The sequence below is a fragment of the Streptomyces sp. NPDC048521 genome (genome assembly GCF_043199855.1).
Classification (GTDB): domain Bacteria; phylum Actinomycetota; class Actinomycetes; order Streptomycetales; family Streptomycetaceae; genus Streptomyces.
Window position 1 is genome coordinate 53,370 of the sequence record NZ_JBICWR010000025.1, and the last position, 25,310, is coordinate 78,679.

At 71.9% G+C, this 25,310-nt stretch carries 22 protein-coding genes, 4 tRNA genes and 1 other RNA gene; 13 read left to right on the plus strand and 14 right to left on the minus strand.

Translation table 11 applies throughout. From position 1 onward, the window contains the following. Positions 1 to 15: 15 nt before the first annotated feature. The gene (locus ACGFRF_RS37245) at positions 16 to 858 is read right to left on the minus strand and encodes a hypothetical protein (protein ID WP_393747796.1); all 843 of its coding nucleotides are present in this window, start codon (positions 856 to 858) and stop codon (positions 16 to 18) included. Between the two features lie 200 nt (positions 859 to 1,058). Here ACGFRF_RS37245 and ACGFRF_RS37250 point away from each other — a divergent pair, with 200 nt between their 5' ends. Together ACGFRF_RS37250 and ACGFRF_RS37255 are read left to right on the plus strand one after the other, a co-directional pair. Then, entirely contained in the window at positions 1,059 to 2,156 is a 1,098-nt protein-coding gene (locus tag ACGFRF_RS37250; protein WP_393747798.1) for a Leu/Phe/Val dehydrogenase, read from the plus strand. Positions 2,157 to 2,475: 319 nt separating this feature from the next. Beyond that, entirely contained in the window at positions 2,476 to 2,727 is a 252-nt protein-coding gene (locus tag ACGFRF_RS37255) for a DUF3073 domain-containing protein (protein ID WP_393747800.1), read from the plus strand. Between the two features lie 63 nt (positions 2,728 to 2,790). Here ACGFRF_RS37255 and purM read toward each other — a convergent pair whose 3' ends face one another. The 7 genes from purM to purS form a co-directional block, all read right to left on the minus strand. After that, the gene (purM, locus tag ACGFRF_RS37260; RefSeq protein ID WP_393747802.1) at positions 2,791 to 3,861 is read right to left on the minus strand and encodes a phosphoribosylformylglycinamidine cyclo-ligase; all 1,071 of its coding nucleotides are present in this window, start codon (positions 3,859 to 3,861) and stop codon (positions 2,791 to 2,793) included. A gap of 42 nt (positions 3,862 to 3,903) precedes the next feature. Next, entirely contained in the window at positions 3,904 to 5,433 is a 1,530-nt protein-coding gene (gene purF / locus ACGFRF_RS37265; RefSeq protein WP_393747804.1) for an amidophosphoribosyltransferase, read from the minus strand. Between the two features lie 201 nt (positions 5,434 to 5,634). Beyond that, positions 5,635 to 6,090, minus strand: coding sequence for an META domain-containing protein (locus tag ACGFRF_RS37270; RefSeq protein WP_393747806.1), 456 nt, complete (start codon positions 6,088 to 6,090; stop codon positions 5,635 to 5,637). Positions 6,091 to 6,154: 64 nt separating this feature from the next. Further along, on the minus strand, positions 6,155 to 6,952 hold the full coding sequence (locus ACGFRF_RS37275; protein WP_393747807.1) for a sterol carrier family protein: 798 nt from the start codon (positions 6,950 to 6,952) through the stop codon (positions 6,155 to 6,157). A gap of 185 nt (positions 6,953 to 7,137) precedes the next feature. Then, on the minus strand, positions 7,138 to 9,396 hold the full coding sequence (gene purL / locus ACGFRF_RS37280; protein ID WP_393747809.1) for a phosphoribosylformylglycinamidine synthase subunit PurL: 2,259 nt from the start codon (positions 9,394 to 9,396) through the stop codon (positions 7,138 to 7,140). Continuing rightward, the gene (purQ, locus tag ACGFRF_RS37285) at positions 9,393 to 10,073 is read right to left on the minus strand and encodes a phosphoribosylformylglycinamidine synthase subunit PurQ (protein WP_393747811.1); all 681 of its coding nucleotides are present in this window, start codon (positions 10,071 to 10,073) and stop codon (positions 9,393 to 9,395) included. Before purQ ends, purL begins: the two co-directional genes overlap by 4 nt. Next, positions 10,070 to 10,333 carry a phosphoribosylformylglycinamidine synthase subunit PurS gene (purS, locus tag ACGFRF_RS37290; RefSeq protein WP_015659417.1) on the minus strand — a complete coding sequence of 88 codons (264 nt, stop codon included), beginning with the start codon at positions 10,331 to 10,333 and terminating at the stop codon, positions 10,070 to 10,072. Before purS ends, purQ begins: the two co-directional genes overlap by 4 nt. 310 nt (positions 10,334 to 10,643) lie before the next feature. Between purS and ACGFRF_RS37295 the strand changes: the two genes are divergently transcribed. From ACGFRF_RS37295 to ACGFRF_RS37330, 8 genes are all read left to right on the plus strand, one after another. Then, positions 10,644 to 10,961 (plus strand): Lsr2 family protein, encoded by a 318-nt coding sequence (locus tag ACGFRF_RS37295; RefSeq protein ID WP_031164632.1) that lies wholly within the window; start codon positions 10,644 to 10,646, stop codon positions 10,959 to 10,961. A gap of 167 nt (positions 10,962 to 11,128) precedes the next feature. Further along, positions 11,129 to 11,200 (plus strand) — tRNA-Gly (locus ACGFRF_RS37300). An 82-nt stretch (positions 11,201 to 11,282) separates the two neighbouring features. After that, a tRNA-Gly gene (locus tag ACGFRF_RS37305) sits at positions 11,283 to 11,355 on the plus strand. 127 nt (positions 11,356 to 11,482) lie between these two features. Further along, a complete protein-coding gene (locus tag ACGFRF_RS37310) occupies positions 11,483 to 12,421 on the plus strand; it encodes an ABC transporter ATP-binding protein (RefSeq protein WP_393747813.1) in 939 nt (312 codons plus the stop codon). Further along, positions 12,418 to 13,206, plus strand: a complete 789-nt coding sequence (locus ACGFRF_RS37315; RefSeq protein ID WP_393747815.1) for an ABC transporter permease — start codon at positions 12,418 to 12,420, stop codon at positions 13,204 to 13,206. Before ACGFRF_RS37310 ends, ACGFRF_RS37315 begins: the two co-directional genes overlap by 4 nt. 19 nt (positions 13,207 to 13,225) lie before the next feature. Further along, positions 13,226 to 14,536, plus strand: coding sequence for a sensor histidine kinase (locus ACGFRF_RS37320; protein ID WP_393747817.1), 1,311 nt, complete (start codon positions 13,226 to 13,228; stop codon positions 14,534 to 14,536). Further along, the gene (locus tag ACGFRF_RS37325; protein ID WP_393747819.1) at positions 14,533 to 15,147 is read left to right on the plus strand and encodes a response regulator; all 615 of its coding nucleotides are present in this window, start codon (positions 14,533 to 14,535) and stop codon (positions 15,145 to 15,147) included. The genes ACGFRF_RS37320 and ACGFRF_RS37325 overlap by 4 nt, the downstream gene beginning before the upstream one ends. 23 nt (positions 15,148 to 15,170) lie before the next feature. After that, a tRNA-Gly gene (locus ACGFRF_RS37330) sits at positions 15,171 to 15,246 on the plus strand. Between the two features lie 42 nt (positions 15,247 to 15,288). Here the strand turns inward: ACGFRF_RS37330 and ACGFRF_RS37335 are convergent. The 6 genes from ACGFRF_RS37335 to ffs form a co-directional block, all read right to left on the minus strand. Next, positions 15,289 to 16,188 (minus strand): phosphoribosylaminoimidazolesuccinocarboxamide synthase, encoded by a 900-nt coding sequence (locus ACGFRF_RS37335; RefSeq protein ID WP_393747821.1) that lies wholly within the window; start codon positions 16,186 to 16,188, stop codon positions 15,289 to 15,291. A gap of 146 nt (positions 16,189 to 16,334) precedes the next feature. Then, positions 16,335 to 17,837: a N,N-dimethylformamidase beta subunit family domain-containing protein gene (locus tag ACGFRF_RS37340; protein WP_393747823.1), complete on the minus strand. Its 1,503-nt coding sequence runs from the start codon at positions 17,835 to 17,837 to the stop codon at positions 16,335 to 16,337. 245 nt (positions 17,838 to 18,082) lie between these two features. Further along, entirely contained in the window at positions 18,083 to 19,885 is a 1,803-nt protein-coding gene (locus ACGFRF_RS37345; protein WP_393747825.1) for a hypothetical protein, read from the minus strand. A gap of 301 nt (positions 19,886 to 20,186) precedes the next feature. Further along, positions 20,187 to 21,437 (minus strand): phosphoribosylamine--glycine ligase, encoded by a 1,251-nt coding sequence (purD, locus tag ACGFRF_RS37350; protein WP_393747827.1) that lies wholly within the window; start codon positions 21,435 to 21,437, stop codon positions 20,187 to 20,189. A gap of 175 nt (positions 21,438 to 21,612) precedes the next feature. Then, positions 21,613 to 23,922: a DNA polymerase III subunit gamma and tau gene (locus tag ACGFRF_RS37355; protein WP_393747829.1), complete on the minus strand. Its 2,310-nt coding sequence runs from the start codon at positions 23,920 to 23,922 to the stop codon at positions 21,613 to 21,615. A 55-nt stretch (positions 23,923 to 23,977) separates the two neighbouring features. Further along, an RNA gene (gene ffs, locus ACGFRF_RS37360) (signal recognition particle sRNA small type) lies at positions 23,978 to 24,076 on the minus strand. 96 nt (positions 24,077 to 24,172) lie between these two features. Here ffs and ACGFRF_RS37365 point away from each other — a divergent pair. From ACGFRF_RS37365 to ACGFRF_RS37375, 3 genes are all read left to right on the plus strand, one after another. Continuing rightward, positions 24,173 to 24,260, plus strand: a tRNA-Ser gene (locus ACGFRF_RS37365). A 146-nt stretch (positions 24,261 to 24,406) separates the two neighbouring features. Beyond that, positions 24,407 to 24,748, plus strand: a complete 342-nt coding sequence (locus ACGFRF_RS37370; RefSeq protein WP_393747831.1) for a MerR family transcriptional regulator — start codon at positions 24,407 to 24,409, stop codon at positions 24,746 to 24,748. A 277-nt stretch (positions 24,749 to 25,025) separates the two neighbouring features. Beyond that, complete coding sequence (locus tag ACGFRF_RS37375) at positions 25,026 to 25,229, plus strand: cold-shock protein (protein ID WP_007383480.1); 204 nt, start codon at positions 25,026 to 25,028, stop codon at positions 25,227 to 25,229. The last annotated feature ends 81 nt before the right edge of the window (positions 25,230 to 25,310 follow it).

Below are 25,310 nucleotides of genomic sequence, written 5' to 3' on the forward strand. Positions count from 1 at the left end.
TGAAACGTCAGTTCGTCAGTTGGCCGATCGTCGGTCCCGTACCGCCCGCCACCGCTCCACGAGCCGCCCGTAGGCCTCTCCGGCCGCCGCCCCGTCGCCCCGGCGCAGCGCCTCGACACCGTCGGCCACATCCGCCGCCGAGTGATCGCCCTCCAGCTCACCGGCCGGCAGCACATGCACCAGGCCGCCGTAGTCCAGCTCCACCAGCGAGCGCGGGTGGAACTCCTCCAGCCAGCGGCCGACGTCCACCAGCCCGTCGATCAGCGGGCCCTCCTCGACGGTGTCCTTCAGCGTGCGCAGCGCCCGCGCCACCCGGCGGCGGGCCTGCACCATGGGCGTGCGGTACCGCAGCACCGGGGGCACCTCGGCGGTCCCCTTGTCGTACCGGCGCTCGTCGTCGGAGACCAGCACGAACCAGTTCAGCGGCACCTGCCAGGTCGCCGTGCGGATCCAGGGGCGGGCATCGGGGTTGCGGGCCAGCCAGCGCTCGTAGTCCTGGGCGGCCTGGAGCCGCACCACCGGCGGCAGCACCGCGTCCAGCACCGGCGGGGGCAGCTCCTCCGCGAGTTCGCCGAGGGCCTGCCAGCCGCGCAGCCGGGTCCGCCAGGGGCACACACAGGTCACCCCGTCGACCTCCAGCACGAACGCGTCCCCGCTCTCGTGCACCGGTACCGCGATCGGCGGGGTGGGCAGCAGGTCGGCGAGCGAACGGCGCAGTTCGTCCTGGTAGGAGGGGCGGTCGGGGCGGCGGGCGTAGCGCGCCCAGTGGCCGCGCTCCGGCTCCGGGAAGGCGCCCAGCGGCTCGTACACGCGCAGATACGCGGCGTAAGGGACGACCACGGAGGACACCTTGGGCACGCCTGCTCCCTCCCCATCGGATCCGGCTCGAAACCACTGCAAATCGTGCCACGGTCATGCGTGCGTGGAGGGCACGGGAGAGTGATCCTTAACACTGCGCGGATGGTGGTCGTGCGGAGGCTCTACGCTCATGCCCCAGCACCCGCCACCCGCACGGGGGCTGAGCCCCACCCGCCGCTACTTACACAGGAGTCACCACAGTGACCGACGTAACCGGCGCACCTGCTGATGTCCTGCACTCCCTGTTCCACTCGGACCAGGGCGGCCATGAGCAGGTCGTGCTCTGTCAGGACCGAGCGACCGGTCTGAAGGCCGTGATCGCCCTCCACTCCACCGCCCTGGGACCGGCCCTGGGCGGCACCCGCTTCTACCCCTACGCGACCGAGGCCGAGGCCGTCGCCGACGCCCTCAACCTCGCGCGCGGGATGTCGTACAAGAACGCCATGGCCGGACTGGACCACGGCGGCGGCAAGGCCGTGATCATCGGCGACCCGGAGCGCGACAAGACCGAGGAGCTGCTGCTCGCCTACGGGCGCATGGTCGCCTCGCTCGGCGGGCGCTACGTCACCGCCTGCGACGTCGGCACCTACGTCGCCGACATGGACGTCGTCGCCCGCGAGTGCCGCTGGACCACCGGGCGCTCCCCCGAGAACGGCGGGGCCGGCGACTCCTCCGTACTCACCGCCTTCGGCGTCTACCAGGGCATGCGCGCCTCCGCGCAGCACCTGTGGGGCGACCCCTCGCTGCGCGACCGCAAGGTCGGCATCGCCGGCGTCGGCAAGGTCGGCCACCACCTGGTCCGGCATCTGCGCGACGAGGGTGCCGAGGTCGTCGTCACGGACGTGCGCGCGGACGCCGTCCAGCGGATCGTCGACCAGTACCCCGAAGGCGTGACGGCCGTCGCCGACACCGAGGCGCTGATCCGCGTCGAGGGGCTCGACATCTACGCCCCCTGCGCCCTGGGCGGCGCCCTGAACGACCTCTCCGTGCCGGTGCTCACCGCCAAGGTGGTCTGCGGCGCGGCCAACAACCAGCTCGCCCACCCGGGCGTGGAGAAGGACCTCGCCGACCGCGGGATCCTCTACGCGCCGGACTACGTGGTGAACGCCGGCGGGGTCATCCAGGTGGCCGACGAGCTGCACGGGTTCGACTTCGACCGGTGCAAGGCGAAGGCGGCGAAGATCTTCGACACCACGCTGGCCATATTCGCACGTGCGAAGGATGACGGGATTCCGCCGGCCGCCGCGGCCGACCGGATCGCCGAGCAGCGGATGGCCGAGGCCCGCACGGCACGCTGAGCCGGGCCGCGCAGGACCCCGACCGGGCGTCCGATCGCACAGGTGAGCGGTACCCGTCGGCGGGAACTTAGAGAGAACTCTCACTTCCCCCGGCGGGTCGTTCCCCGATAAGTGGTTAAAATCGCCACTGACCAGCGAGGACAGGGCGCCTCGAAGGTCCTGGGCACACGCGCGTGCTGCGGGCGACGTACCGTATGGGCGCGGGCTCAGGTACCGTGGAAGCCCTACGGACCGGCCTCTCCATGGAGAGTCCGTTCCAGATCATGAACGCGTGTCAGACTCTGGGGCCGTCGAGCCCCGTCGTTGAGGGGGTCGAGCCATGGGGCGCGGCCGGGCCAAGGCCAAGCAGACGAAGGTCGCCCGCCAGCTGAAGTACAACAGCGGTGGGACGGACCTCTCACGCCTGGCCGAGGAGCTGGGCGCATCGACGTCGAACCAGTCGCCGAACGGCGACCGTTTCGCGGACGATGAGCATGACGACGACGACCTGTACTCTCGCTACGCCGACCTCTATGAGGACGACGACGAGGACGAGGACCAAGGTCCCTCACAGCACCGTCGCGGGGCTTGACTTTGTTTTGACCAGACCGGTCGGTGGCACTGCCACCGACCGGCTTCTGTGCTGTCCGCGCGGTCAGGCGGCGTAGTCCCCCACCAGCTCCGCGCCGGTCTCCTTGTCACCCCGGTCGGTGATCTCACCCGCGACCCACGCCTCGACACCTCGGTCGGCCAGCGTCGCGAGGGCCACGTCGGTGGACTCCTCCGGGACGATCGCGATCATGCCGACGCCCATGTTGAGGGTCTTCTCCAGCTCCAGGCGCTCGACGTTCCCGGTCTTCCCGACCAGGTCGAAGACGGCGCCCGGGGTCCAGGTGGTGCGGTCGACCACGGCGTGCAGGTCGTCCGGGATCACCCGGGCCAGATTGGCCGCGAGTCCGCCGCCGGTGATGTGGCTGAAGGCGTGCACCTCGGCGGTGCGCGTCAGCGCCAGGCAGTCCAGCGAGTAGATCTTCGTGGGCTCCAGCAGCTCCTCGCCGAGGGTGCGGCCCAGCTCCGCGATCTCCGCCTCCAGGGCCAGGCCCGCGCGCTCCAGCAGGACGTGGCGGACCAGGGAGTATCCGTTCGAGTGAAGACCGGAGGCCGCCATGGCGATCACCGCGTCACCCTTGCGGATACGATCCGCGCCCAGCAGCCGGTCGGCCTCCACGACGCCCGTACCGGCGCCGGCGACGTCGAAGTCGTCCTCGCCCAGCAGGCCGGGGTGTTCGGCCGTCTCACCGCCCACCAGGGCGCATCCGGCCAGCACACAGCCCTCCGCGATGCCCTTCACGATGGCGGCGACCCGTTCGGGGTGGACCTTGCCGACGCAGATGTAGTCCGTCATGAACAGCGGTTCGGCACCGCACACCACGATGTCGTCCATGACCATGGCGACCAGGTCGTGGCCGATGGTGTCGTAGACGCCCAGGCGGCGCGCGATGTCGACCTTCGTGCCGACGCCGTCCGTGGCGGAGGCGAGCAGCGGGCGCTCGTAGCGCTTGAGGGCGGAGGCGTCGAAGAGCCCGGCGAAGCCGCCGAGGCCGCCCAGGACCTCGGGCCGCTGGGTCTTCTTCACCCACTCCTTCATGAGTTCGACGGCGCGGTCGCCCGCCTCGATGTCGACGCCCGCGCTCGCGTAGCTGGCACCAGTGGTCTCAGAAGACATGACCGTGAGAACTTTCGTGTCGTACTGCGTGAACAGCGGGGCTTACGGACGGCGGATCGCGTCCGTCGCGGCCGTGGCGGCGGGCCCGGCGGCCAGCTCGGTCTCCAGAAGCTGCTTGCCCAGCAGCTCCGGGTCCGGCAGCTCCATCGGGTACTCGCCGTCGAAGCAGGCGCGGCACAGGTTCGGCTTGGCGATCGTGGTCGCCTCGATCATGCCGTCGATGGAGATGTAGGCCAGGGAGTCGGCGCCCAGGCTGGTGCCGATCTCCTCGATGGTCATGCCGTTGGCGATCAGCTCCGCCCGGGTGGCGAAGTCGATGCCGAAGAAGCAGGGCCACTTCACGGGCGGGGAGGAGATCCGGATGTGGACCTCGGCCGCGCCCGCCTCGCGGAGCATGCGGACCAGGGCCCGCTGGGTGTTGCCGCGCACGATCGAGTCGTCCACCACGACCAGGCGCTTGCCCTTGATGACTTCCTTCAGCGGGTTCAGCTTCAGGCGGATGCCCAGCTGGCGGATGGTCTGCGAGGGCTGGATGAAGGTCCGGCCCACGTAGGCGTTCTTCACCAGGCCCGCGCCGAAGGGGATGCCGGAGGCCTCCGCGTAGCCGATGGCGGCCGGGGTGCCGGACTCCGGGGTCGCTATGACCAGGTCGGCCTCGACCGGGGCCTCCTTGGCCAGACGGCGGCCCATCTCCACGCGGGAGAGGTACACGTTCCGGCCGGCGATGTCGGTGTCCGGGCGGGCCAGGTACACGTACTCGAAGACACAGCCCTTGGGCTTCGCTTCCGCGAATCGTGAGCTGCGCAGACCGTTCTCGTCGATGGCGACGAACTCGCCCGGCTCGATCTCCCGCACGAAGCTCGCGCCGGTGATGTCCAGGGCGGCGGTCTCGGAGGCGACCACCCAGCCGCGCTCCAGGCGGCCGAGGACCAGCGGGCGGATGCCCTGCGGGTCACGGCCGGCGTAGAGGGTGTGCTCGTCCATGAAGACGAGGGAGAACGCGCCCCGCACCTTCGGGAGCACCGCGTGCGCGGCCTCCTCGATGGTGAGCGGCTTGCCGTCCTCGTCGACCTGGGCGGCGAGCAGCGCCGTCAGCAGGTCGGTGTCGTTGGTGGCCGCCACCCGGGTGGAGCGGCTGTTGTTGTCGTTCGGCAGGTCGGCGACCATCTCGGCGAGCTGCGCCGTGTTGACCAGGTTGCCGTTGTGGCCGAGCGCGATCGAGCCGTGCGCGGTGGCCCGGAACGTCGGCTGGGCGTTCTCCCACACGGAGGCGCCGGTGGTCGAGTAGCGGGCGTGTCCGACCGCGATATGACCCTGGAGCGAACCGAGCGAGGTCTCGTCGAAGACCTGGGAGACCAGGCCCATGTCCTTGAAGACGAGGATCTGGGAGCCGTTGCTGACCGCGATTCCCGCGGATTCCTGACCCCGGTGCTGGAGGGCGTAGAGCCCGAAGTACGTGAGCTTTGCGACCTCTTCACCCGGAGCCCAGACGCCGAAGACGCCGCAAGCGTCCTGGGGGCCCTTTTCGCCGGGAAGCAGATCGTGATTGAGTCGACCGTCACCACGTGGCACGTTTCCGAGTGTAGGCGAGGTCGACCACTGGTCCGAATTGGGGATACGCGCCCGCAACGGGCCGGGTCGGTTCGATCACCTTGGTGGATTCTGCGTTTCCCCAGGTCAGGTGGGTTTCGCAGCGGTTGGTCCGGGTTCCGGGCGGGCCGCAGGGGGCGGTTGCGGTCCGCTGCACGGCATCCATGAGTGAGGTGTCGCACATCATTCGGGGGTGCTCCGGCTTAGGTGGACGCGGTCGCCGTCGCCGTCGGTGAGGGTCAGCTTCCGCTCGTCGGCCGCGGCGGTGAGCGTGCCGGTGGTGAGGGTGCGGGCGAGGGCGCGCTCGAAGTCCATCCGCGCCTGGTCGCAGGCCATCCTGGTCGTCCGCAGCTCACCGAAGGTGATGCGGTCGCCGTGCACGGTGGCCCGGGCGCTGAACTGGTTGCAGCCGAGGTTGCCGGCCGCCTTGCCGTCCTCGTCGATGCGGAGGTGGGCGGTGGCGGGCGCCTGCCGGGTCGTACCGCCGACGGTGACGCCGTCGACCCGCCAGTCGATCCCGGTCACCGGCTGCTGGACGCTCACCGAACCACTGTCCGCCTTCCCGCTGCCGCAGGCCACCGCGAGCAGGACGAGCGCGGCGGCCGCCATCAGGGTCATGCGCTGCTTGTACCGGTTCATACGGATTCGACGGGCCACCGGTACGACCGGTTCCGCTACGACCGGTTCCGTACAGCCGCTTCCGCTACGACATCAGTGGCAGCAGATCCCCGATGTCCGCGCGCTCCCCGCTCGCGCTGACCTTCGCCTCCGCCACCGCGTCCTTCCACGCCACGCGTCCGGTGGCGAGCCGGATCCAGGTCAGCGGGTCGGTCTCCACGACGTTGGGCGGGGTGCCCCGGGTGTGCCGGGGTCCCTCGACGCACTGCACGACGGCGTACGGCGGCACCCGCACCTCGGTGGAGCCACCGGGCGCCTTCACGGCGAGGGCGTCGGCGAGCAGCCGGGTGGCGGCGGCCAGGGCCTGACGGTCGTACGGCACCTCGAGGCCCGCGACCGCGGCGGTGAGGTCGTCGGTGTGGACGACGAGTTCGACGGTGCGGGTGACGAGGTAGTCGTCCAGGGGCAGCGCGCCCGCGTTGGTCGCCAGAAGCCGGCCTCCGGGATGCTCGGCGAGCAGGGCGCGCAGGCTCTCGTCGATGTCGGCGAGGTAGGTGTCGAGGTCGGCGTGCTCGGCGACCAGACCGCGGGTGAACTCGTCGATGGCGCCGGAGCTCGCGGCGGTGGCGAACGGCCACTCGACCACCGTGACGTCCTGCTTGGCCGGGGCGGGCTCGTCCAGGGCCCGGTGCACGGCCGTGAGCGCCATCCCGATGTGCGCGACCAGCTCGCGCACGCTCCACTCGCCGAGCCGCGTCGGCAGCGCGAGCTGCTCGGGGGTCAGGCCGCGGACGGCCTCCCGTACGTGTCCGAACTGGGCGAGGACCGCCGCGCGGGTCTTGGCTGGGTCGTAGCTGCGGGCGCGCTTCTTGGCCGGAGACATGACAGTGACCCTATGCCCTGACCTGTAGCCCTTCAGGCCGTTCGTGAGCGGCTCTGTCCGGGCGGGAAGGGGCGTCGGGCGGGATCCGAGGCCGGTGCGGTGACGGCGGGCCGCACCCGGCCGGAGCCGACACGCGAAGGCCCCGTCCGGCGGTGCGGACGGGGCCTTCGCACGGCGGGTGGTGACTACGCCAGCAGCGCCGGGATCGTGCCCTCGTGGGCCTCGCGCAGCTCGGCGAGGGGGAGGGCGAACTCGCCCTGGACCTCCACCGCGTCTCCGTCGACGACACCGACCCGCGTGGCCGGCAGGCCGCGCGCACCGCACATGTCGTTGAAGCGGACCTCCTCCGAGCGCGGCACGGCGACGACCGCGCGGCCGGCGGACTCGGAGAACAGGAAGGTGAACGCGTCCAGACCGTCCGGGACGATCAGCCGCGCGCCCTTGCCGCCGAGCAGCGCGGACTCCACGACCGCCTGGATCAGACCGCCGTCGGACAGGTCGTGCGCGGAGTCGATCATGCCGTCGCGGGAGGCGGAGATCAGGATCTCGGCCAGCAGCCGCTCACGCTCGAGGTCGACCTTCGGCGGCAGACCGCCGAGGTGGTCGTGGATCACCTGGGACCAGGCCGAGCCGCCGAACTCCTCACGGGTGTCGCCGAGGAGGTAGAGCAGCTGGCCCTCCTCCTGGAAGGCGACCGGGGTGCGCCGGGCGACGTCGTCGATGACGCCGAGGACGGCGACGACCGGCGTCGGGTGGATGGCCGCCTCGCCCGTCTGGTTGTAGAGCGAGACGTTGCCGCCGGTCACCGGGGTGCCGAGCTGCCGGCAGCCGTCCGCCAGGCCGCGCACGGCCTCCGCGAACTGCCACATGACCGCCGGGTCCTCCGGCGAGCCGAAGTTCAGGCAGTCGGAGACCGCGAGCGGCTTGGCGCCGGTGGTCGCCACGTTGCGGTAGGCCTCGGCGAGCGCCAGCTGGGCGCCGGTGTACGGGTCCAGCTTGGCGTAGCGGCCGTTGCCGTCCGTCGCGATGGCGACGCCGAGCCCGGTCTCCTCGTCCACGCGGATCATGCCGGAGTCCTCCGGCTGGGCGAGGACGGTGTTGCCCTGCACGAAGTGGTCGTACTGGGAGGTGATCCACTTCTTGGAGGCCTGGTTGGGGGAGGCCACCAGCTTCAGGACCTGGTCCTTCAGCTCCTCGCTCGTCCGCGGGCGGGGGAGCTTGTTGGCGTCGTCGGCCTGGAGGGCGTCCTGCCACTCGGGGCGGGCGTAGGGACGCTCGTAGACCGGGCCCTCGTGCGCGACCGTGCGCGGGTTGACGTCGACGATCTTCTCGCCGTGCCAGAAGATCTCCAGCCGGTCGCCGTCGGTCACCTCACCGATGACGGTGGCGATGACGTCCCACTTCGCGCAGATCTCCAGGAAGCGGTCGACCTTGTCCGGCTCCACGACCGCGCACATGCGCTCCTGCGACTCGCTCATGAGGATCTCCTCGGGCGAGAGCGTGGAGTCGCGCAGCGGGACGTCGTCCAGGGTGACGCGCATGCCGCCGGAGCCGTTGGAGGCCAGCTCGGACGTGGCGCAGGACAGACCGGCCGCACCGAGGTCCTGGATGCCGACGACCAGCTTCTCCTGGAAGGCCTCCAGGGTGCACTCGATGAGGAGCTTCTCCTGGAAGGGGTCGCCGACCTGGACGGCGGGACGCTTGGAGGGCTTGGCGTCGTCGAAGGTCTCGGACGCGAGGATCGAGGCGCCGCCGATGCCGTCGCCGCCGGTCCGGGCCCCGTAGAGGATGACCTTGTTGCCCGCGCCGGACGCCTTGGCGAGGTGGATGTCCTCGTGCCGCATCACACCGATGGCTCCGGCGTTGACCAGCGGGTTGCCCTGGTAGCAGGCGTCGAAGACGACCTCACCGCCGATGTTGGGCAGGCCCAGGCAGTTGCCGTAGCCGCCGATGCCGGCGACGACACCCGGCAGGACGCGCTTGGTGTCGGGGTGGTCGGCCGCGCCGAAGCGCAGCGGGTCCACGACCGCGACCGGGCGCGCGCCCATCGCGATGATGTCGCGGACGATGCCGCCGACACCCGTGGCCGCGCCCTGGTAGGGCTCGACGTAGGAGGGGTGGTTGTGCGACTCGACCTTGAAGGTGACCGCGTAGCCCTGGCCGACGTCCACCACACCGGCGTTCTCGCCGATGCCGACGAGCAGCGCGTCCGACTGGGGCGCCTTCTCGCCGAACTGGCGCAGGTGGACCTTGGAGGACTTGTACGAGCAGTGCTCGGACCACATGACCGAGTACATGGCGAGTTCGGCACCGGTCGGGCGGCGGCCGAGGATCTCCACCACCCGCTCGTACTCGTCCTTCTTCAGGCCGAGTTCGGCCCAGGGCAGCTCGACGTCGGGGGTCGCGGTCGCGTGCTCGACCGTGTCCAGAGGCGTCCGGCTCATGCGTTGACCAGCTTCTTGAGGATCGAGGTGAAGAAGGGCAGGCCGTCGGTGCGGCCGGACCCGATGAGGGGCTCCACGGCGTGCTCCGGGTGCGGCATGAGGCCTACGACATTGCCCGCCTCGTTGGTGATGCCGGCGATGTCCCGCAGCGAACCGTTCGGGTTGAAGTCCAGGTACCGGAAGGCGACCCGGCCCTCGGCCTCCAGCTTGTCGAGCGTGTACTCGTCGGCGACGTACCGGCCGTCCATGTTCTTCAGCGGGATGTGGATCTCCTGGCCCTGGCGGTAGTCGCCGGTCCAGGAGGTCTCCGCGTTCTCCACCCGCAGCTTCTGGTCGCGGCAGATGAAGTGGAGGTGGTCGTTGCCGAGCATCGCACCCGGAAGGAGGTGGGCCTCGGTGAGGATCTGGAAGCCGTTGCAGATGCCGAGGACCGGAAGGCCGGCCTTCGCCTGCTCGATGAGGGGCTCCATCACCGGCGAGAAGCGCGCGATGGCACCGGCGCGCAGATAGTCGCCGTAGGAGAAACCTCCGCACAGGACAACGGCGTCGACCTGCTTGAGGTCCTTGTCCTTGTGCCACAGGGCGACCGGTTCGGCACCCGCGAGGCGGACCGCGCGCTGAGTGTCCCGGTCGTCGAGACTGCCCGGGAGAGTGACGACGCCAATACGAGCGGTCACTTGGCCGCCTCCGCCACTTCTTCGACCTTGACGGTGAAGTCCTCGATCACGGTGTTGGCGAGGAAGGATTCCGCAAGATCGTGGATGCGGGCGAGTGCGGCCTCGTCGACCGGCCCGTCAACTTCCAGTTCGAAACGCTTTCCCTGACGTACGTCCGAGATCCCTTCGAATCCCAGGCGCGGCAGCGCACGCTGGACCGCCTGGCCCTGGGGGTCGAGGATCTCCGGCTTGAGCATGACGTCGACTACGACGCGTGCCACTGGCACTCCCGGTGTGTGGTGCTGAGCAGGTTCCTTCAGACTACCCGCACAAAATTTCTACGCGAGTAGAGTTGTAGGAAACTACGTGAGGCGCGTCACGATCGGGTGTCGAAGCCGCGTGGTCGTGAAAAATTCTGGGAAAGTTCGGGAGTCCGTCGGCGGCACCTATTGTGCTCGGACACGCGGACGGATTTAGTCGGGCTTCACTTTGCATTGCCGGGCACTGTACAAATGAATTGGCAATAGCCGATACTCGGCACGTCATCGCCGTTGAGCTGTATCGACGTGCCGCACGAAGGGACCGATATTCGTGGCGCAAAAGGTCGTGGTCACTCTCTTTGACGACATCGACGGCTCGGAAGCGGCGGAAACGATCGCCTTCGGACTCGACGGCAAGTCGTACGAGATCGACCTGAACGAAACCAACGCCAAGAAACTGCGCAAGGCGCTCGCGCCCTACGTCGAGGCCGGCCGCAAGCGGTCGAGGTCCGGCAAGGCGTACAAGCAGACGGAGGTCGCCCCCGACCCGGCGGCCGTCCGCGCCTGGGCCCAGGCCAACAAGATGGACGTCCCGGCCCGCGGACGCATCCCCAAGAAGGTCTACGAGGCGTTCAGCGCCGCGCAGTGAAGCCCGCGAAGGGGCAGTCCTCAGGGTCCGTCAGCGGGCCCTGAGGACCGTGCACTTGGGGCATACGGGGCCGCGGAGGGGGTCGACTTGCGCTACCCCCCTGCCGATCAGCTAATGTCTGGGACACGCCGAGGGGCGAGGCCGAGAGGCCGGATCCCGAGGACCATGCGGGTGTAGTTCAGTAGTAGAACATCCCCCTTCCAGGGGGAAGGCGCAGTGTGCAATTCCTGTCACCCGCTCTGGCGTCGGCCGTCACGACCACTCTTGTGGATCAGGTAGGCTGGTGCTCGCACCGATCGGTGGGAGCCGGTCGGGAGCAGTGCGGACGTAGCTCAGTTGGTAGAGCGCAACCTTGCCAAGGTTGAGGTCGCGAGTTCGAGCCTCGTCGTCCGCTCGGGAAGAAGGCCCCGGTCCTCTGGACCGGGGTCTTTTCGTATGCCCCGCGGCTCTCTGACATTTGTCATGCTCAGCGATGACACCGCGCACTGCCGGGGCGTCCCCGCCGCCGGGACGCTGATGTCATGGACAAGGACGAACACGAGCACGTGATCGAGGTCACCGACCTCAGGCGTGTCTACGGGGGCGGGTTCGAGGCCGTGCGCGGAATCAGCTTCTGCGTGGCGCGCGGGGAGATCTTCGCCCTGCTGGGCACCAACGGCGCGGGCAAGACCTCCACGGTGGAACTGCTGGAGGGGCTCGCCGCACCGGCCGGGGGCCGGGTGCGGATCCTCGGCCACGACCCCTACCGCGAGCGGGCCGCCGTACGCCCCCGCACCGGCGTGATGCTCCAGGAGGGCGGCTTCCCGGCCGAGCTGACCGTCGCGGAGACCGCCCGGATGTGGGCGGACTGCACCAGCGGCGCGCGGCCGGAGCAGGAGGTGCTGGAGCTGGTCGGCCTCGCGGACAAGCACGCGGTGCGGGTCAAGCAGCTGTCCGGCGGGGAGCGGCGCCGCCTGGACCTGGCGCTCGCCCTGCTCGGCGATCCCGAGGTGCTCTTCCTCGACGAGCCGACGACCGGGCTCGACGCGGAAGGCCGCCGGGACACCTGGGAGTTGGTACGGGGCCTGCGCGAGGCGGGTACGACCGTGCTGCTCACCACCCACTACCTGGAGGAGGCGGAAGGCCTCGCCGACCGGCTCGCCATCCTGCACGAGGGCCGCATCGCCGCTTCCGGAACCCCGGCCGAGGTCACCGCGGGCCGCCCCTCCCGGATGTCCTTCGAACTGCCCGCGGGCTACTTCCTCGGCGATCTGCCCCCGCTCGCCGACCTCGGCGTCTGCGCGCACGAGAGCGACGGGAGGGTCGTCCGGCTACGCACGACGCAGTTGCAGCGGACCGCCACCGGAGTGCTGACCTGGGCCGAACGGGCCGGGGTCGAACTGCGCGGGCTGGATGTGCGGTCGGCCTCGCTGGAGGAGGCGTTCCTCGGCATCGCGCGGGAGCGGGAGGTGGCGGTATGAGCGGGGTGGCCCTCGAGGCGTTCGGGCCCACGGCACGACGGCTGCGGGCGCTGGCGCGGGCCGAGCTGGCCCTCCTCGGCCGGAACCGGGGTGTCGTCCTGACCGCGCTGGCCGTACCGCTCGCCCTGCCCTTCAGCATGCGGCCGGCCCTCGACGAGCTGGACCTGGAGAAGGCGGGCCTGAGCATCGGCACGGTCCTGCTGACGACCGCCATCGGCTTCTCCTTCCTCTTCGCCGTCTACACCTCCCTGGTCAGCGCCTACGTCGCCCGCCGCGAGGAACTCGTCCTCAAGCGGCTGCGCACCGGCGAACTGTCCGACGGCGAGATCCTCATCGGCACCGCCCTGCCCGCGACCGCCCTCGGTCTCGCCCAGGCCGTGGTGCTGTGCGCCGGCTGCGCCGCGCTGCTGCACACCGGGGCACCGAAGGCGCCGTACCTGCTTCTGCCCGGGCTGCTGGCCGGACTCGCGGTCAGTGCCGCGCTCGCCGCGCTCACCGCGTCCTTCACCCGGACCGCCGAGAGCGCCCACGTGACCGCGCTGCCCCTGGTGTTCGTGTCCATGGCCGGCTCCGGGATCGCGGTGCCCACCGAGGTCATGCCCGACCTGCTCGCCTCCGTGTGCGAACTCCTCCCGCTGTCCCCGGCGATCCGCCTCGTCCGGGCGGGCTGGACCGGCCAGTTGAGCGCGTACGAGGCGCTGGGCGCCCTCGCCACCGCGCTGGCCTGGACGATCGTGGCGGTGTTTGCTGTACGACGGTGGTTCCGCTGGGAGCCACGGCGCTGAGGAACGGGGGGACGCGCTGATGCTGGGGCGCATACGGCGGTGGCAGCAACGGCACTGGAGGGACCGGAGCAAGGCCGAGCGGGTCGAGCTGTACACGGTCGTCACCTGGTACGCCACCACGTGGTTCTTCGCGCTCGGCTGGCTGCTGCTGCCCCTGGTCGGAGGGCTCGACCACCGGCCCGTGGCGGTCGTCCTCGGCGCCCTGCTCGCCGTCGTGGCGGCCTTCCAGTGCACCGCCTCGAACCGGCTCACCCGGCCGGCGCTCGACCACTACCTGGGGCGCGCCGAGCTGCCGGCCGGCGGACACCGGACACCGGCCGTCCTGCTGGGGCTGGCGCTGACGCTGATCGTGACCCTCTCCGCGCTGGACGCGGCCGACCCGATGACGATCCGGCTCGCGATCGGCGCCTCCCTGCTGCCCTTCGGGCTCCTCTACGGACTCACGGTCCCCGTCCGGGTGTTCCTGCGCCGGTCGGCGGTGCTCTCGTTGCTGCTCATGGGCGTCATCTGGCTCACCGACCGGGACGGCGTCGGCCTCCTGGCGACCGGCCTGATGACCGCCTTCCACACGCTCTTCTCGCTGCTCGCCTGCCGCTGCGGCGCCTGGACCCTGTCCGTGCTCTGGGAGGCGGAACGGGCCCGCGAGGTCGAGGCCCGGCTCGCCGTCGCCGAGGAGCGGCTGCGGTTCGGGCGGGATCTGCACGACGTCCTGGGGCGGAACCTCTCCGTGATCGCCCTCAAGAGCGAGCTGGCCGTACAACTGGCCCGGCGGGGCCGGCCGGAGGCCGTGGAGCAGATGATCGAGGTGCAGCGCATCGCGCAGGAGTCCCAGCGCGAGGTCCGGGACGTCGTACGCGGCTACCGGGAGGCCGACCTCGGGGTCGAACTCGCGGGCGCCCAGGGGGTGCTGACGGCCGCCGGCATCGACTGCGAGGTGCGCGCGGAGGCCGGGGAACTGCCCGCCGAGGTGCAGTCCGCCCTCGGCTGGGTGGTCCGCGAGGCGACCACCAACGTGCTGCGGCACGGGGACGCGAACCGCTGCGCGGTGGGGCTGCGGATGCGCCAGGGGCATGTGGTGCTGACGGTCGAGAACGACGGGGTGACCGGTGCGAGCGGCAGCACCGGCACCGGAGCCGACCGGGCGGGGAGTCCGAGCGGCGGCGGCTCGGGACTCGCCGGGCTGCGGGAACGGCTGGCCGCCGTGGACGGAAGCCTGGTGGCGGGGGTCGTCGGCGCCGGCCGGTTCCGGCTGGTGGCGGAGGTGCCGCTGGGCGACAGCGCGGCATCCGCGGGCACTACGAGGGAGAGAGTGAGCGAAGTCACGTCATGAGCGGTCCCGTACGGCTGTTGCTCGCCGATGACGAACATCTGATCCGGGGTGCGCTGGCCGCCCTGCTCTCCCTGGAGGACGACCTGCTCGTCGTCGCGGAGGCGGCGAGCGGGCCCGAGGCGCTGGCGATGGCCCGGGCGCACGAACCCGACGTGGCCGTGCTGGATCTCCAGATGCCGGGTGCGGACGGTGTGAAGGTCGCCACATCCCTGCGCGCCGAGCTGCCCCGCTGCCAGGTGCTGATCGTCACCGGTCACGGGCGGCCCGGGCACCTGAAGCGGGCGCTCGCGGCCGGTGTGCGGGGATTCGTCCCGAAGACGGTCAGCGCCCAGCAGCTCGCCGAGATCATCCGGACCGTGCACGCCGGGAACCGGTACGTGGACCCGGAGTTGGCCGCCGACGCGATCTCCGCCGGGGACTCCCCGCTGACCGCGCGGGAGGCCGAGGTGCTGGAGCTGGCCGCCGACGGCGCCCCGGTCGCGGAGATCGCCGAGCGGGCCGCGCTGTCGCCGGGGACCGTGCGGAACTACCTCTCCTCGGCCGTCACGAAGCTCGGTGCGGAGAACCGTCACGCGGCAGTACGTCTCGCACGCGAGCGAGGTTGGGTATAGTTGCTCTCGCGCCACGGCGCAACGCGGACGTAGCTCAGTTGGTAGAGCGCAACCTTGCCAAGGTTGAGGTCGCGAGTTCGAGCCTCGTCGTCCGCTCCAGAGCGAAGGCCCCCGGTTCTCACCGGGGGCCTTCTCCCGTGTCTACGACCAGCTCGTGCCCGTCAGCCGCTCGTACGCCTCCACGTACTTCGCCCGGGTCGCCTCCACGACCTCCTGCGGCAGCGGCGGCGGAGGCTGCTCGCTCTTGCGGTCCCAGCCGGACTCGGCGGAGGTCAGCCAGTCCCGGACGAACTGCTTGTCGTACGACGGCTGCGCGCGGCCCGGCTGCCACTGGTCGGCCGGCCAGAAGCGGGAGGAGTCCGGGGTGAGGACCTCGTCGGCGAGGACGAGGCCGTCACCGTCGAAGCCGAACTCGAACTTGGTGTCGGCGAGGATGATCCCCCGGTCGCGGGCGATGTCCCGGGCGCGGGAGTAGACGGCGAGGGTGGCCTGGCGCAGCTGGGCGGCGGTCTCCGCGCCGACCTGGCGGGCCACCTCCTCGTAGGAGACGTTCTCGTCGTGCTCGCCGACCTCGGCCTTGGTGGCCGGGGTGAAGATCGGGGCGGGCAGCTCGGAGCCGTCGACCAGGCCTTCGGGGAGGGCGAGGCCGCAGACCGTACGGGACTCGTTGTACTCGAGCAGGCCGGAGCCGGTGAGGTAGCCGCGGGCCACGCACTCGACCGGGACCATCTTCAGCGACCTGCAGATCAGCGTGCGGCCCGCCCAGTCGGCCGGGGCGCCCGCGGGCAACTCGGTGCTGAGCACGTGATTCGGGGCCAGGTCACGCAGCTGGTCGAACCACCACAGGGAGAGCTGGGTGAGGACGCGGCCCTTGTCGGGGATCTCCGTGGGCAGCACCCAGTCGTAGGCGGACATGCGGTCGCTCGCGACCATCACGAGGTCGCCCGCCTCGTTCTGGTACAGCTCGCGCACCTTTCCGGTGTGCAGGTGCACCAGGCCCGGGACCTGGATCGGCTCGGGCTTTTCTACGAATCCGGACACGGTTCCTCCCCGTGGTTGCATCAGAAGGGGCGCCCGCAGGGCCCGGACAGGGCGGTGGTGGGCGACGGGCGGGCCCAAGTGCCTCGATTCTCCCTTATCGGGGCGATCGATTGGAGCCAGGGGGTCGGCCGCGGTCCGCGGCGGGATCAGTCGCGTTTGCAGATACGGTCCAGCAGATTCGCCGTGGCGCGCTGGATGCGGGTGTCCACATGGCCGGGTCGGTCCAGGGCAGGGGACCAGGCGAAGGTGCCGGAGGCGAAGACCCAGGCGCCGGAGGGGGCGCGGTAGAGAGAGGTCTCCTGGTGGCGCAGGGCGCCGTCGTTGTCGGTGTACGGGGAGTGGGCGAGCAGGATGCGCTCGTCGTGCTCGGGCAGCGGGGTGCGCGGGAAGTACCGGTCGGCCTCGCCGGCGACCAGGCCCTCGATCTCGTCGCCCTCCTGCGCGCCGGTCGCCTCCCACAGCCAGTGGCCGGCGTTGCGGACGATCAGCGGGTGCGGCTCGGGCACCCGGCCCGCGTACTGGATGCCGACCAGTTGCTGCTCGGGCCGGTCGATCTCCCGCCACAGCACCGGCTTTCCGGGGCCCTTGCGCTTGCGGCAGGTCAGCAGCCGGTCCGGGACGCCCGACGGGGAGGGCCCCAGCTCCACCTGCCAGTACATGGTGTTGGCGGAGAGGAAGACCAGCGAGGTACCGCGGTCCCGGGCGTCCTCGACGGCGCGGCGCATCGCCACCGACCAGTACTCGTCGTGCCCGGGGAAGACCAGGCCCCGGTAGCGGCTGGGATCGACACGGCCGGCGTGCAGGTCGCGGGCGTCGGCGTAGGCGAGGTCGTAGCCGTAGCGCTCGGCCCAGCGGATGAAGTCGTAGGCGTGGCCGACGTGCAGGGGCAGGCCCGCGCCCGCGTACGGGCGGTCGAAGGAGACGGTGGTCGCCGCGTCGGCCTCGCCGAGCAGCCGGCCCCGCTCGTCCCAGGCGTGGTAGAGGCTGGCGCCGGTGCGGCCGTCCTCCGGGTAGAGGTTGTACGCCTGCCAGGTGATGTCCGGCAGCAGCAGGAGCAGGTCGGCGGGGTGGTCGTCGCGGACCGTGAACGGCACGTGGGAGCGGTAGCCGTCGGCGGTGGTCAGGACGGCCACGTAGGCGCCGATGCTCCAGTGGGAGGGCACCTGGAGGCGCCAGGACAGCCACCAGTGGTGGCAGGAGACCGTGCGGTCGGCGGTCAGCGGCGGGGGCTGGACGATGCCGGACAGGCGCGGGCTCGTGGTGATCTTGGCCGCGCCGTCGCCGCCGTAGTGGCCGATCCGGTAGATGTCGACGCTGAACTCCTGCGGCGGGTCGACCGTGATGTGGAAGTCGATCGCCTCGCCGGGCGTGACCGCGCCGGTGGCGGTGAAGCCCTTGATCTGGCGGTGCACGTCGTCCGCCGAGCGGGGCCCGGAACCGGCCGAACGCGGGGCCGGAACGCGCGGGCGGCCGTCGGCGCCGGCGAGCGGCTGCGGGCTCGGGTCGACGTACCAGGGCACGACGTGGCCCGTGTCGTCGAAATAGGTCTCACTGCCACGCAACCAGGGCACCGGGCCCTGCCCGAAGGGGTCCGTGACGGCGTGCGCGAGTGCTCCGGACTCCCAGCGGCGGATCTGGTCCGAGGCCATGGTCGCTCCCCTCCCTCGTGCCCCCGTGTCCCTGTCTCGGCGGTGCTCGGTGTACGCGGTGTGCTCGGCCGTGGTGTCGTATGTCGCAAGCCTTTGCCAAAGGCGTGGTCGGTCCCAGCACATCACATAACGCACGGGCCCGGTCACTACTCGTTGCGAATTGACCTGAAGTGGAAGTCCCATTTCCGTTACGTCGGTGGGGGCGGAGCCGTACGACGGTGCCCCACCGGGCCGGAGGAGACGGGTCAGAAGAGGCGTACGGGCTTCTCCGGCCGTATCCCGGTCGCGCTCAGCCAGTCGCGCAGCGGGCCCGGGTCGCCCTCCTCGATCAGCCTGAGCACCTTGGGCGTCAGGTCGGCGGCCCGCTCACCGTCCAGCAGCAGGGACGGGCCGTCCAGCCAGTCCAGGGCGGGGACCGCGCCGGCGGTGTCGACGGCCGCACAGCACACCATCGCCGTGACGTGATCGGTGAGCAGCTCGCGGGCGGTGCGGGGGGCCTGCAGGGGGAACAGCGGCAGACCGCCGTCGTCCCACAGGGCGCTCGTGGGGCTCTGCCCGGCAGCGCCGGCGCCCCTCGGCACGACGGCCTCCTCACGGGCCAGCTCGGCGCTCAGACCGGCGGCGAGAGCGGCACTGCGCTCGGTACCGGGGTCGGTGTCCTCGTCGTCGTAGGCGGGGGACATCAGGGAGGGGTCGGAGGCCGGCGAAGCGTGCGGAGCGTGGGAGGCCTCGGGGACGGGGGAGGCGGCGCAGGCTCGTGTGGTCGGCTCGGTGAGGTGGTCCAGGACGCGGGCCAGGGTGGGACCGCCGGGGTCCGGGGCCGTGGGGTCCAGGGAGGGGCGGACCCCGAGGGCGTCCAGGACGCGGTGCAGGCGGGCCGCGTCGGCGCGCCAGGTGCGGTCCACGACCTCCTCCGGATACGCCTGCCAGTCCACCGGCGCCCAGTCGGGGCCGCACTCGGCGGGGCCGCCGTGGAAGAGGCGCGCGGCGAGCAGCGAGGCCGCCTCGTCCACCGTGCCGGGCTCCTCCAGCAGGTCGCAGGCGGGCCGCTCGCCGAGCCGGGAGGCGAAGCCCTCGGCCAGGCGGTCGCGCCGGGACAGCTCGGTGAGCGCCGCCACCACGCCCGCGTCCAGCCGGGCGGGCCAGCGACCCATGCGCCAGGCGGGCAGCGCCACCCTGGTCAGCAGCCGGTCCCAGCCGGCGTAGGCGAGGCCGACCTGCTCCTGGGCGACGATCCGCAGGCCGTAGTCGACCGTCTGCGCCCGCTCGGCCGCCGCCGCGGCGACCCCGCGCTCCATCTGCGTCGCGTGCTCCCGGCAGCCGCGCAGCAGCAGCCGGGCCACCCAGCCGAGGACGCCGCGAACCCCGCGGGTCAGCGCGCGGCGGCCGGGCACCGAGGCGACGGCCACCGCCGCGTCGAGCCCGCGGACGAAGCGGCGGGCGGCCGCTATGTCCGGGTGGGCCGAGGGGCCCGTACCGGCGATGACCGGGGCGAGGACCGCGCGCAGCTCGCCGACCCGCATCCACCACAGGAACGGGGAGCCGATGACGAGGACCGGTGCGACGGGGGTGCGGCGGTGGGCGCGGTGGCCCGGGCCGGTTATCTCGTCGGGCGCCGGCGGCGGGGGCGGGCCGTGGGCCGAATGGGTGCGGTCCTCCAGCCAGCTGTCGCAGTCCGGGGTGAGCGCTATGGCCGACGGGGCCGGCACGTCCAGCCGGTCGGCGAGGTCGCGCACCATCCGGTACAGGTCCGGGGCGGACTCCTCCGGGACCGGCACCGTGGGGCTCACGGCGGGGCGGGCCCGGGCCACGACCAGGGTGATACCGGCGGCGGCCAGCAGCACCAGCACGGCGAGCACGCCCACGCCCCAGCGGGCGGCGTCCCAGCCCCGGCCGACGAGATGCCCGGTCGGACCGCCGGTCAGCAGGATCACCGCCGCGCCCGCGGGCAGCAGGGACACGGCCAGCGCCCGGCCCCGGACCCGCAGCACGGCGAGGGCCCGGGAGCGCGCGGCCTGCGCGCCCATCTCCACACCGATTCCGGTCACGTGCCGACCTCACCCCCTCGCTGCCGATGCCGTGCTGTCCTGGTCCTGCTCACTCCCCCACTGTGGCACCCGCCACTGACATCGCAATGTCGTAAGGGCCAAGTGCCGGAACGCTTGCGCGGCACCCTAGTTGGGGCCCCGGCCCCCGTCAGCCGGATGGGCGATTGCTCACTCGATGGAATGGCTTTGGTCAGAGGTGAGTGACAGACAGCAAAGATCGGGCCCCGGATCTCGTCCGGGGCCCGATGGGGTACGAGGGTGCGCGCGACCGGCGCGTTCGGGCGTGTGCCCCGCGGTCGCCCTACGCCTGCGCCGCCTTCGCCGCGATGTCCGTGCGATGCTGCGAGCCGTCCAGGCCGATCCGGCCCACCGCCCGGTACGCCCGCTCGCGCGCCTCGGCGAGATCCTTGCCGGTGGCCGTGACGGAGAGCACCCGCCCGCCGGCGCTGACGATCGCGTCGCCGTCCCGCTGGGTCCCGGCGTGCAGCACGTACGCGTGCGGGGCGTCCTCGGCGGCCACCTCGTCCAGGCCGGTGATCGGATCGCCGGTGCGCGGGGTGCCGGGGTAGTTGTGCGAGGCGACGACGACGGTGACGGCCGCGTCCTCGCTCCAGCGCAGCGGCGCCAGGTCGGCGAGGTTGCCGGTGGCGGCGGCCATCAGGACACCCGCCAGCGGGGTCTTCAGGCGGGCCAGCACCACCTGGGTCTCCGGGTCGCCGAAGCGCGCGTTGAACTCGATGACCCGGACACCGCGCGAGGTGATCGCGAGCCCGGCGTAGAGCAGACCGGAGAAGGGCGTGCCCCGGCGGCGCATCTCGTCCACCGTCGGCTGGAGCACGGTCTCCACCACCTCGTCGACCAGCTTCGGGTCGGCCCACGGCAGCGGTGAGTACGCGCCCATGCCGCCGGTGTTCGGGCCCTCGTCGCCGTCCAGGGCGCGCTTGAAGTCCTGGGCCGGCTGGAGCGGGACGACCGTCACGCCGTCGGTGATGGCGAACAGGGACACCTCGGGGCCGTCGAGGAACTCCTCGACCACCACACGCTCGCAGGCGGCGGCGTGCGCCTTGGCGGCCTCGGCGTCCGAGGTCACCACGACGCCCTTGCCGGCGGCGAGTCCGTCGTCCTTGACGACGTAGGGGGCGCCGAAGGCGTCGAGGGCCTCGGCGGCCTCCTCGGCGGTGGTGCAGACGTAGGAGCGGGCGGTCGGCACCCCGGCGGCGGCCATGACGTCCTTGGCGAAGGCCTTGGAGCCCTCGAGGCGGGCGGCCTCCCCGGACGGGCCGAACACCGGGATGCCCGCCGCGCGGACGGCGTCGGCCACGCCGGCGACCAGCGGGGCCTCCGGGCCGACGACGACCAGGTCGGCACCGAGGCCGGTGGCCAGCTCGGTCACCGCGGCGCCGTCGAGCGCGTCGACCCGGTGCAGCTCGGCGACCTCCGCGATACCGGCATTGCCGGGGGCGCAGTGCAGCGCGGTGACGTCGGGGTCGAGGGACAGGGAGCGGCACAGGGCGTGTTCGCGGGCGCCGCTGCCGATGACGAGGACCTTCACGGGGGTCAGCCTAATGGCAAGGTTGCCGAAGGTCGGGGGCCGGGTTTGTTGGGCTTTCCTCCAAAGGCACCCGGTGCCGACGTGACCGCCCCTCGAGACCGCCGCCCCGGACCGCCGCCGTCGGACCGAACGGCCTCGTCCTCACTCGCCGTCGGACTGCCTCGGCCGGCGCCGGCTATTCGTTGGAGAACTCCTCCACCACCGTCGCCCCCAGTTCCCGCACGATCAGTTCGTGGCCGGACAGGGCCGACTCGTCCAGGTCCGGGTCGTCGTCCTCCGGGATGTCGTCCTCGGGGGCGACCGGGGGCGGCTCGGGCGCGGCCGCGGGCCGGGGGGCAGGGGTGGCCGCCGCAGGGGCGGGAGCGGGACCGCCCTGCGGGGAGGGTTGCGCCTGCGGGGGCCGGGGAGCCGCGGAGGGAGGTGCGGCCGGGGCGCCGTAGCCACCGCCGCCGCCCGGAGCGCCGCCGAAACCGCCGCCCTGGCCGAAGCCCGACGGGCCGCCGGCCGCCGGGGCGGAGCCGCCGCCGGACGGGTCGACGACCGCCTCGATCTTCCACTGCACGTGGAACTGCTCGGCCAGCGACTGCCGCAGCACGTCCTCGCTGCCGCTGCTCACGAAGTTGTCACGGGCGCCGGCGTTGACGAAGCCGAGTTGGAGCGTGGTGCCGTCGAAGCCGGCCACCTGGGCGTTCTGGCTGAGCAGGATCCAGGTGAAGCGACGGCGGTTCTTGACGGCCTCCAGGATGTTCGGCCAGAGCGCGCGGGGGTCGAGGCCGCCGGTGGGCGCGCCCGGGGCCGGGGCCGCGGGCGCCGTCGGGGCTGCGGACGCCTGGTGCGGCGGCTGCGCCGGGGCCGGGGCCCGGCCGGGCGCCTGAGCCCGGGACGCCTGGCCCTGCGGGGCAGCCGTGGGAGCGGCGGCCGTGGGCCAGCCGCCGGGGCGCCGTCCGCTGCCGGCGGGAGCGGCGGTGGGCCAGGCGCCGGGGGCGGCGGGGGCGGGACCGGCAGCGGCCGCGGGGGCGGCCGGAGGCGGCACCGGGGCCTGCGCGGCGGGCGTGGAAGGGGCGGGGGCCGAAGCGGCGGGCGCGGGCGCCGGGGCTGCGGGAGCATGCGGTGCCGCAGGGCCTGCCGGGGCAGTCGGGCCGGTCGGGGCCGCCGGGCCGCCCGATGCCGCCGGGCCGTCGGCTCCGTCGGCCGGACCCCCCGTGGCCCGCACGGCCGCACGGGCAGCGGCCGGGCCGCCGCCGGGCGGTACGGGTGCGCCGCCCCCGTGGGCCCCGGGGCCGGGGACGTAGCCCATGGCGGGCGCGCCGCCACCGGCCGAGAAGCTGACGCCGCGCTCCAGACGGTCGAGGCGGGCCATCACCGACCGCTCGTCGCCGTAGGCGGCCGGGAGCAGCACGCGCGCGCAGATCAGTTCCAGCTGGAGGCGGGGCGAGGTGGCACCGCGCATCTCGGTCAGGCCGTCGTTGACGAGGTCGGCGGCGCGGCTCAGCTCGGCGGCGCCGAAGGTGGCGGCCTGGGCCTGCATGCGCTCCAGGACGTCGGCGGGGGCGTCGATGAGTCCCTTGTCGACGGCGTCCGGGACCGCGGCGAGGATCACCAGATCACGCAGCCGCTCCAGCAGATCGGCGACGAACCGGCGCGGATCGTTGCCGCCCTCGACAACCCGGTCGACGACCTCGAAGGCCGCGGCCCCGTCACCGGTGGCGAAGGCCTCGACGACGGAGTCGAGGAGGGAGCCGTCGGTGTAGCCGAGGAGAGAGGTGGCCATGGCATACGTCACACCCTCCTCTCCGGCACCGGCGAGGAGCTGGTCCATGACGGACATGGAGTCACGCACGGACCCGGCGCCCGCACGCACGACGAGCGGGAGCACGCCCTCCTCGACCGGGATGTCCTCCCGCCCGCACACCTCGGCGAGATAGTCCCGCAGGGTGCCCGGCGGGACCAGCCGGAAGGGGTAGTGGTGGGTCCGCGACCGGATGGTCCCGATGACCTTCTCGGGCTCGGTGGTCGCGAAGATGAACTTCAGGTGCTCGGGCGGCTCCTCGACGACCTTGAGCAGCGCGTTGAAGCCGGCCGACGTGACCATGTGGGCCTCGTCGATGATGTAGATCTTGTACCGGCTGCTCGCGGGCCCGAAGAAGGCCTTCTCGCGCAGCTCACGGGCGTCGTCCACGCCACCGTGGGAGGCGGCGTCGATCTCGATGACGTCGATCGAGCCCGGTCCGTTCCTGGCCAGGTCCCGGCACGACTGGCACTCCCCGCACGGCGTGGGAGTGGGACCTTGCTCACAGTTCAGGCAGCGGGCCAGGATGCGCGCACTGGTGGTCTTCCCGCACCCACGCGGACCGCTGAACAGGTACGCGTGGTTGACCCGGTTGTTCCGCAGCGCCTGCTGCAGCGGGTCGGTGACATGCTCCTGCCCGATGACCTCGGCAAAGGTCTCCGGGCGATAGCGGCGGTACAGCGCGAGAGACGACACGCATACGAGGTTAATGGCGCCCACTGACAACGGGCTCCGCCCGCAGAGCCCCGGGAACGCAAGCGCCCCCCACGCACCCGCCAGAGCCGACCTACCCTTGCTGCCTTCCGGCCCTGGGGGAGTTCAGTCAGATAGCGCCGCGTGAGGGGCTGCGCCCACAGTACCCGATCGCGGCCCGCGGGCAGTACCCGATGCGGGCCTGCGGGAACGGGTTCGCGAGCACTCCCCTCGGTCATGTAATGTTTCCGGCGGAGGATTCGCCTAGAGGCCTAGGGCGCACGCTTGGAAAGCGTGTTGGGGGCAACCCCTCACGAGTTCGAATCTCGTATCCTCCGCCAGCCCAGAGGGCCGGACCGCACAAGCGGTCCGGCCCTTTGGCGTTCGTCCCGCCCTCCGGCGTTCGTCCGGACCGGTGGCCGGCCCGCCGACGCTACGGTGGTGAGCATCACGACCCCTCGCCAGTGGACCCCAAGACGAAGGTGCCATGCCCGCCGAGAACTCCACCGCCGGCAACCTCGACGACGACGACTACCCCGCCTACACGATGGGGCGTGCCGCCGCCGTTCTCGGCACCACCCCGGCCTTCCTGCGGGCCATCGGCGAGGCGAAACTGATCACTCCCCTGCGCTCGGAGGGTGGCCACCGCCGCTACTCCCGCCACCAGCTGCGTGTCGCCGCCCGCGCCCGTGAACTCGTCGACCAGGGCACACCCGTCGAAACCGCGTGCCGCATCATCCTCCTCGAGGACCAGCTGGAGGGCACCCTCCGGCTGAACGAGGAGATGCGCCGCAAGCTGGACGGTTCCGGCGGCAACGGCCGTTCGTGAGCGCACGGCGGCTCGGTCGGGAGAATATCTGTTCCGGCCGTTGCAGAGTTACATGCCGCGCGCCACGAGTTTCCCCACCACCGCCGGCGGAGAATTACGGTAAACACGGCCGACCTGGGGGTGCCTGTGTTACCGTGATAACAGTTGCAGTTTTGATTGGCCGGAGCTTCCTCGTGATTCCTCCGGGTCTTTCCGGGTCTTCCGGAGGGGTGATCATCGCGGCGACTCGGGGTCCGCACAGTGCGGATCCCGGCACTGCCCCCAAGGGAGATTCAATATGGCATCTGGCACCGTGAAGTGGTTCAACGCGGAAAAGGGCTTCGGCTTCATCGAGCAGGACGGCGGCGGCGCCGACGTGTTCGCGCACTACTCGAACATCGCCACCTCCGGCTTCCGCGAGCTTCAGGAGGGCCAGAAGGTGACCTTCGACGTCACGCAGGGCCAGAAGGGCCCGCAGGCCGAGAACATCGTTCCCGCCTGACGCTGACGCGTACGACGTGGCTGGGGCCCGCGCTCTTGGGGCGCGGGTCCCAGCCCGTTTCTTTGCCCCCACCCCCAGGTT

What these genes read in the sequence shown, in the direction of transcription:
- purL (WP_393747809.1), bottom strand. Translation starts at nt 9,396, where the DNA reads ATGAGCCGGACGCCTCTGGACACGGTCGAGCACGCGACCGCGACCCCC.
- ACGFRF_RS37275 (WP_393747807.1), bottom strand. Translation starts at nt 6,952, where the DNA reads ATGTCTCCGGCCAAGAAGCGCGCCCGCAGCTACGACCCAGCCAAGACC.
- ACGFRF_RS37370 (WP_393747831.1), top strand. Translation starts at nt 24,407, where the DNA reads ATGCCCGCCGAGAACTCCACCGCCGGCAACCTCGACGACGACGACTAC.
- purM (WP_393747802.1), bottom strand. Translation starts at nt 3,861, where the DNA reads ATGTCTTCTGAGACCACTGGTGCCAGCTACGCGAGCGCGGGCGTCGAC.
- ACGFRF_RS37325 (WP_393747819.1), top strand. Translation starts at nt 14,533, where the DNA reads ATGAGCGGTCCCGTACGGCTGTTGCTCGCCGATGACGAACATCTGATC.
- ACGFRF_RS37315 (WP_393747815.1), top strand. Translation starts at nt 12,418, where the DNA reads ATGAGCGGGGTGGCCCTCGAGGCGTTCGGGCCCACGGCACGACGGCTG.
- ACGFRF_RS37270 (WP_393747806.1), bottom strand. Translation starts at nt 6,090, where the DNA reads ATGAACCGGTACAAGCAGCGCATGACCCTGATGGCGGCCGCCGCGCTC.
- ACGFRF_RS37255 (WP_393747800.1), top strand. Translation starts at nt 2,476, where the DNA reads ATGGGGCGCGGCCGGGCCAAGGCCAAGCAGACGAAGGTCGCCCGCCAG.
- ACGFRF_RS37340 (WP_393747823.1), bottom strand. Translation starts at nt 17,837, where the DNA reads ATGGCCTCGGACCAGATCCGCCGCTGGGAGTCCGGAGCACTCGCGCAC.
- ACGFRF_RS37320 (WP_393747817.1), top strand. Translation starts at nt 13,226, where the DNA reads ATGCTGGGGCGCATACGGCGGTGGCAGCAACGGCACTGGAGGGACCGG.
- ACGFRF_RS37375 (WP_007383480.1), top strand. Translation starts at nt 25,026, where the DNA reads ATGGCATCTGGCACCGTGAAGTGGTTCAACGCGGAAAAGGGCTTCGGC.
- ACGFRF_RS37310 (WP_393747813.1), top strand. Translation starts at nt 11,483, where the DNA reads ATGGACAAGGACGAACACGAGCACGTGATCGAGGTCACCGACCTCAGG.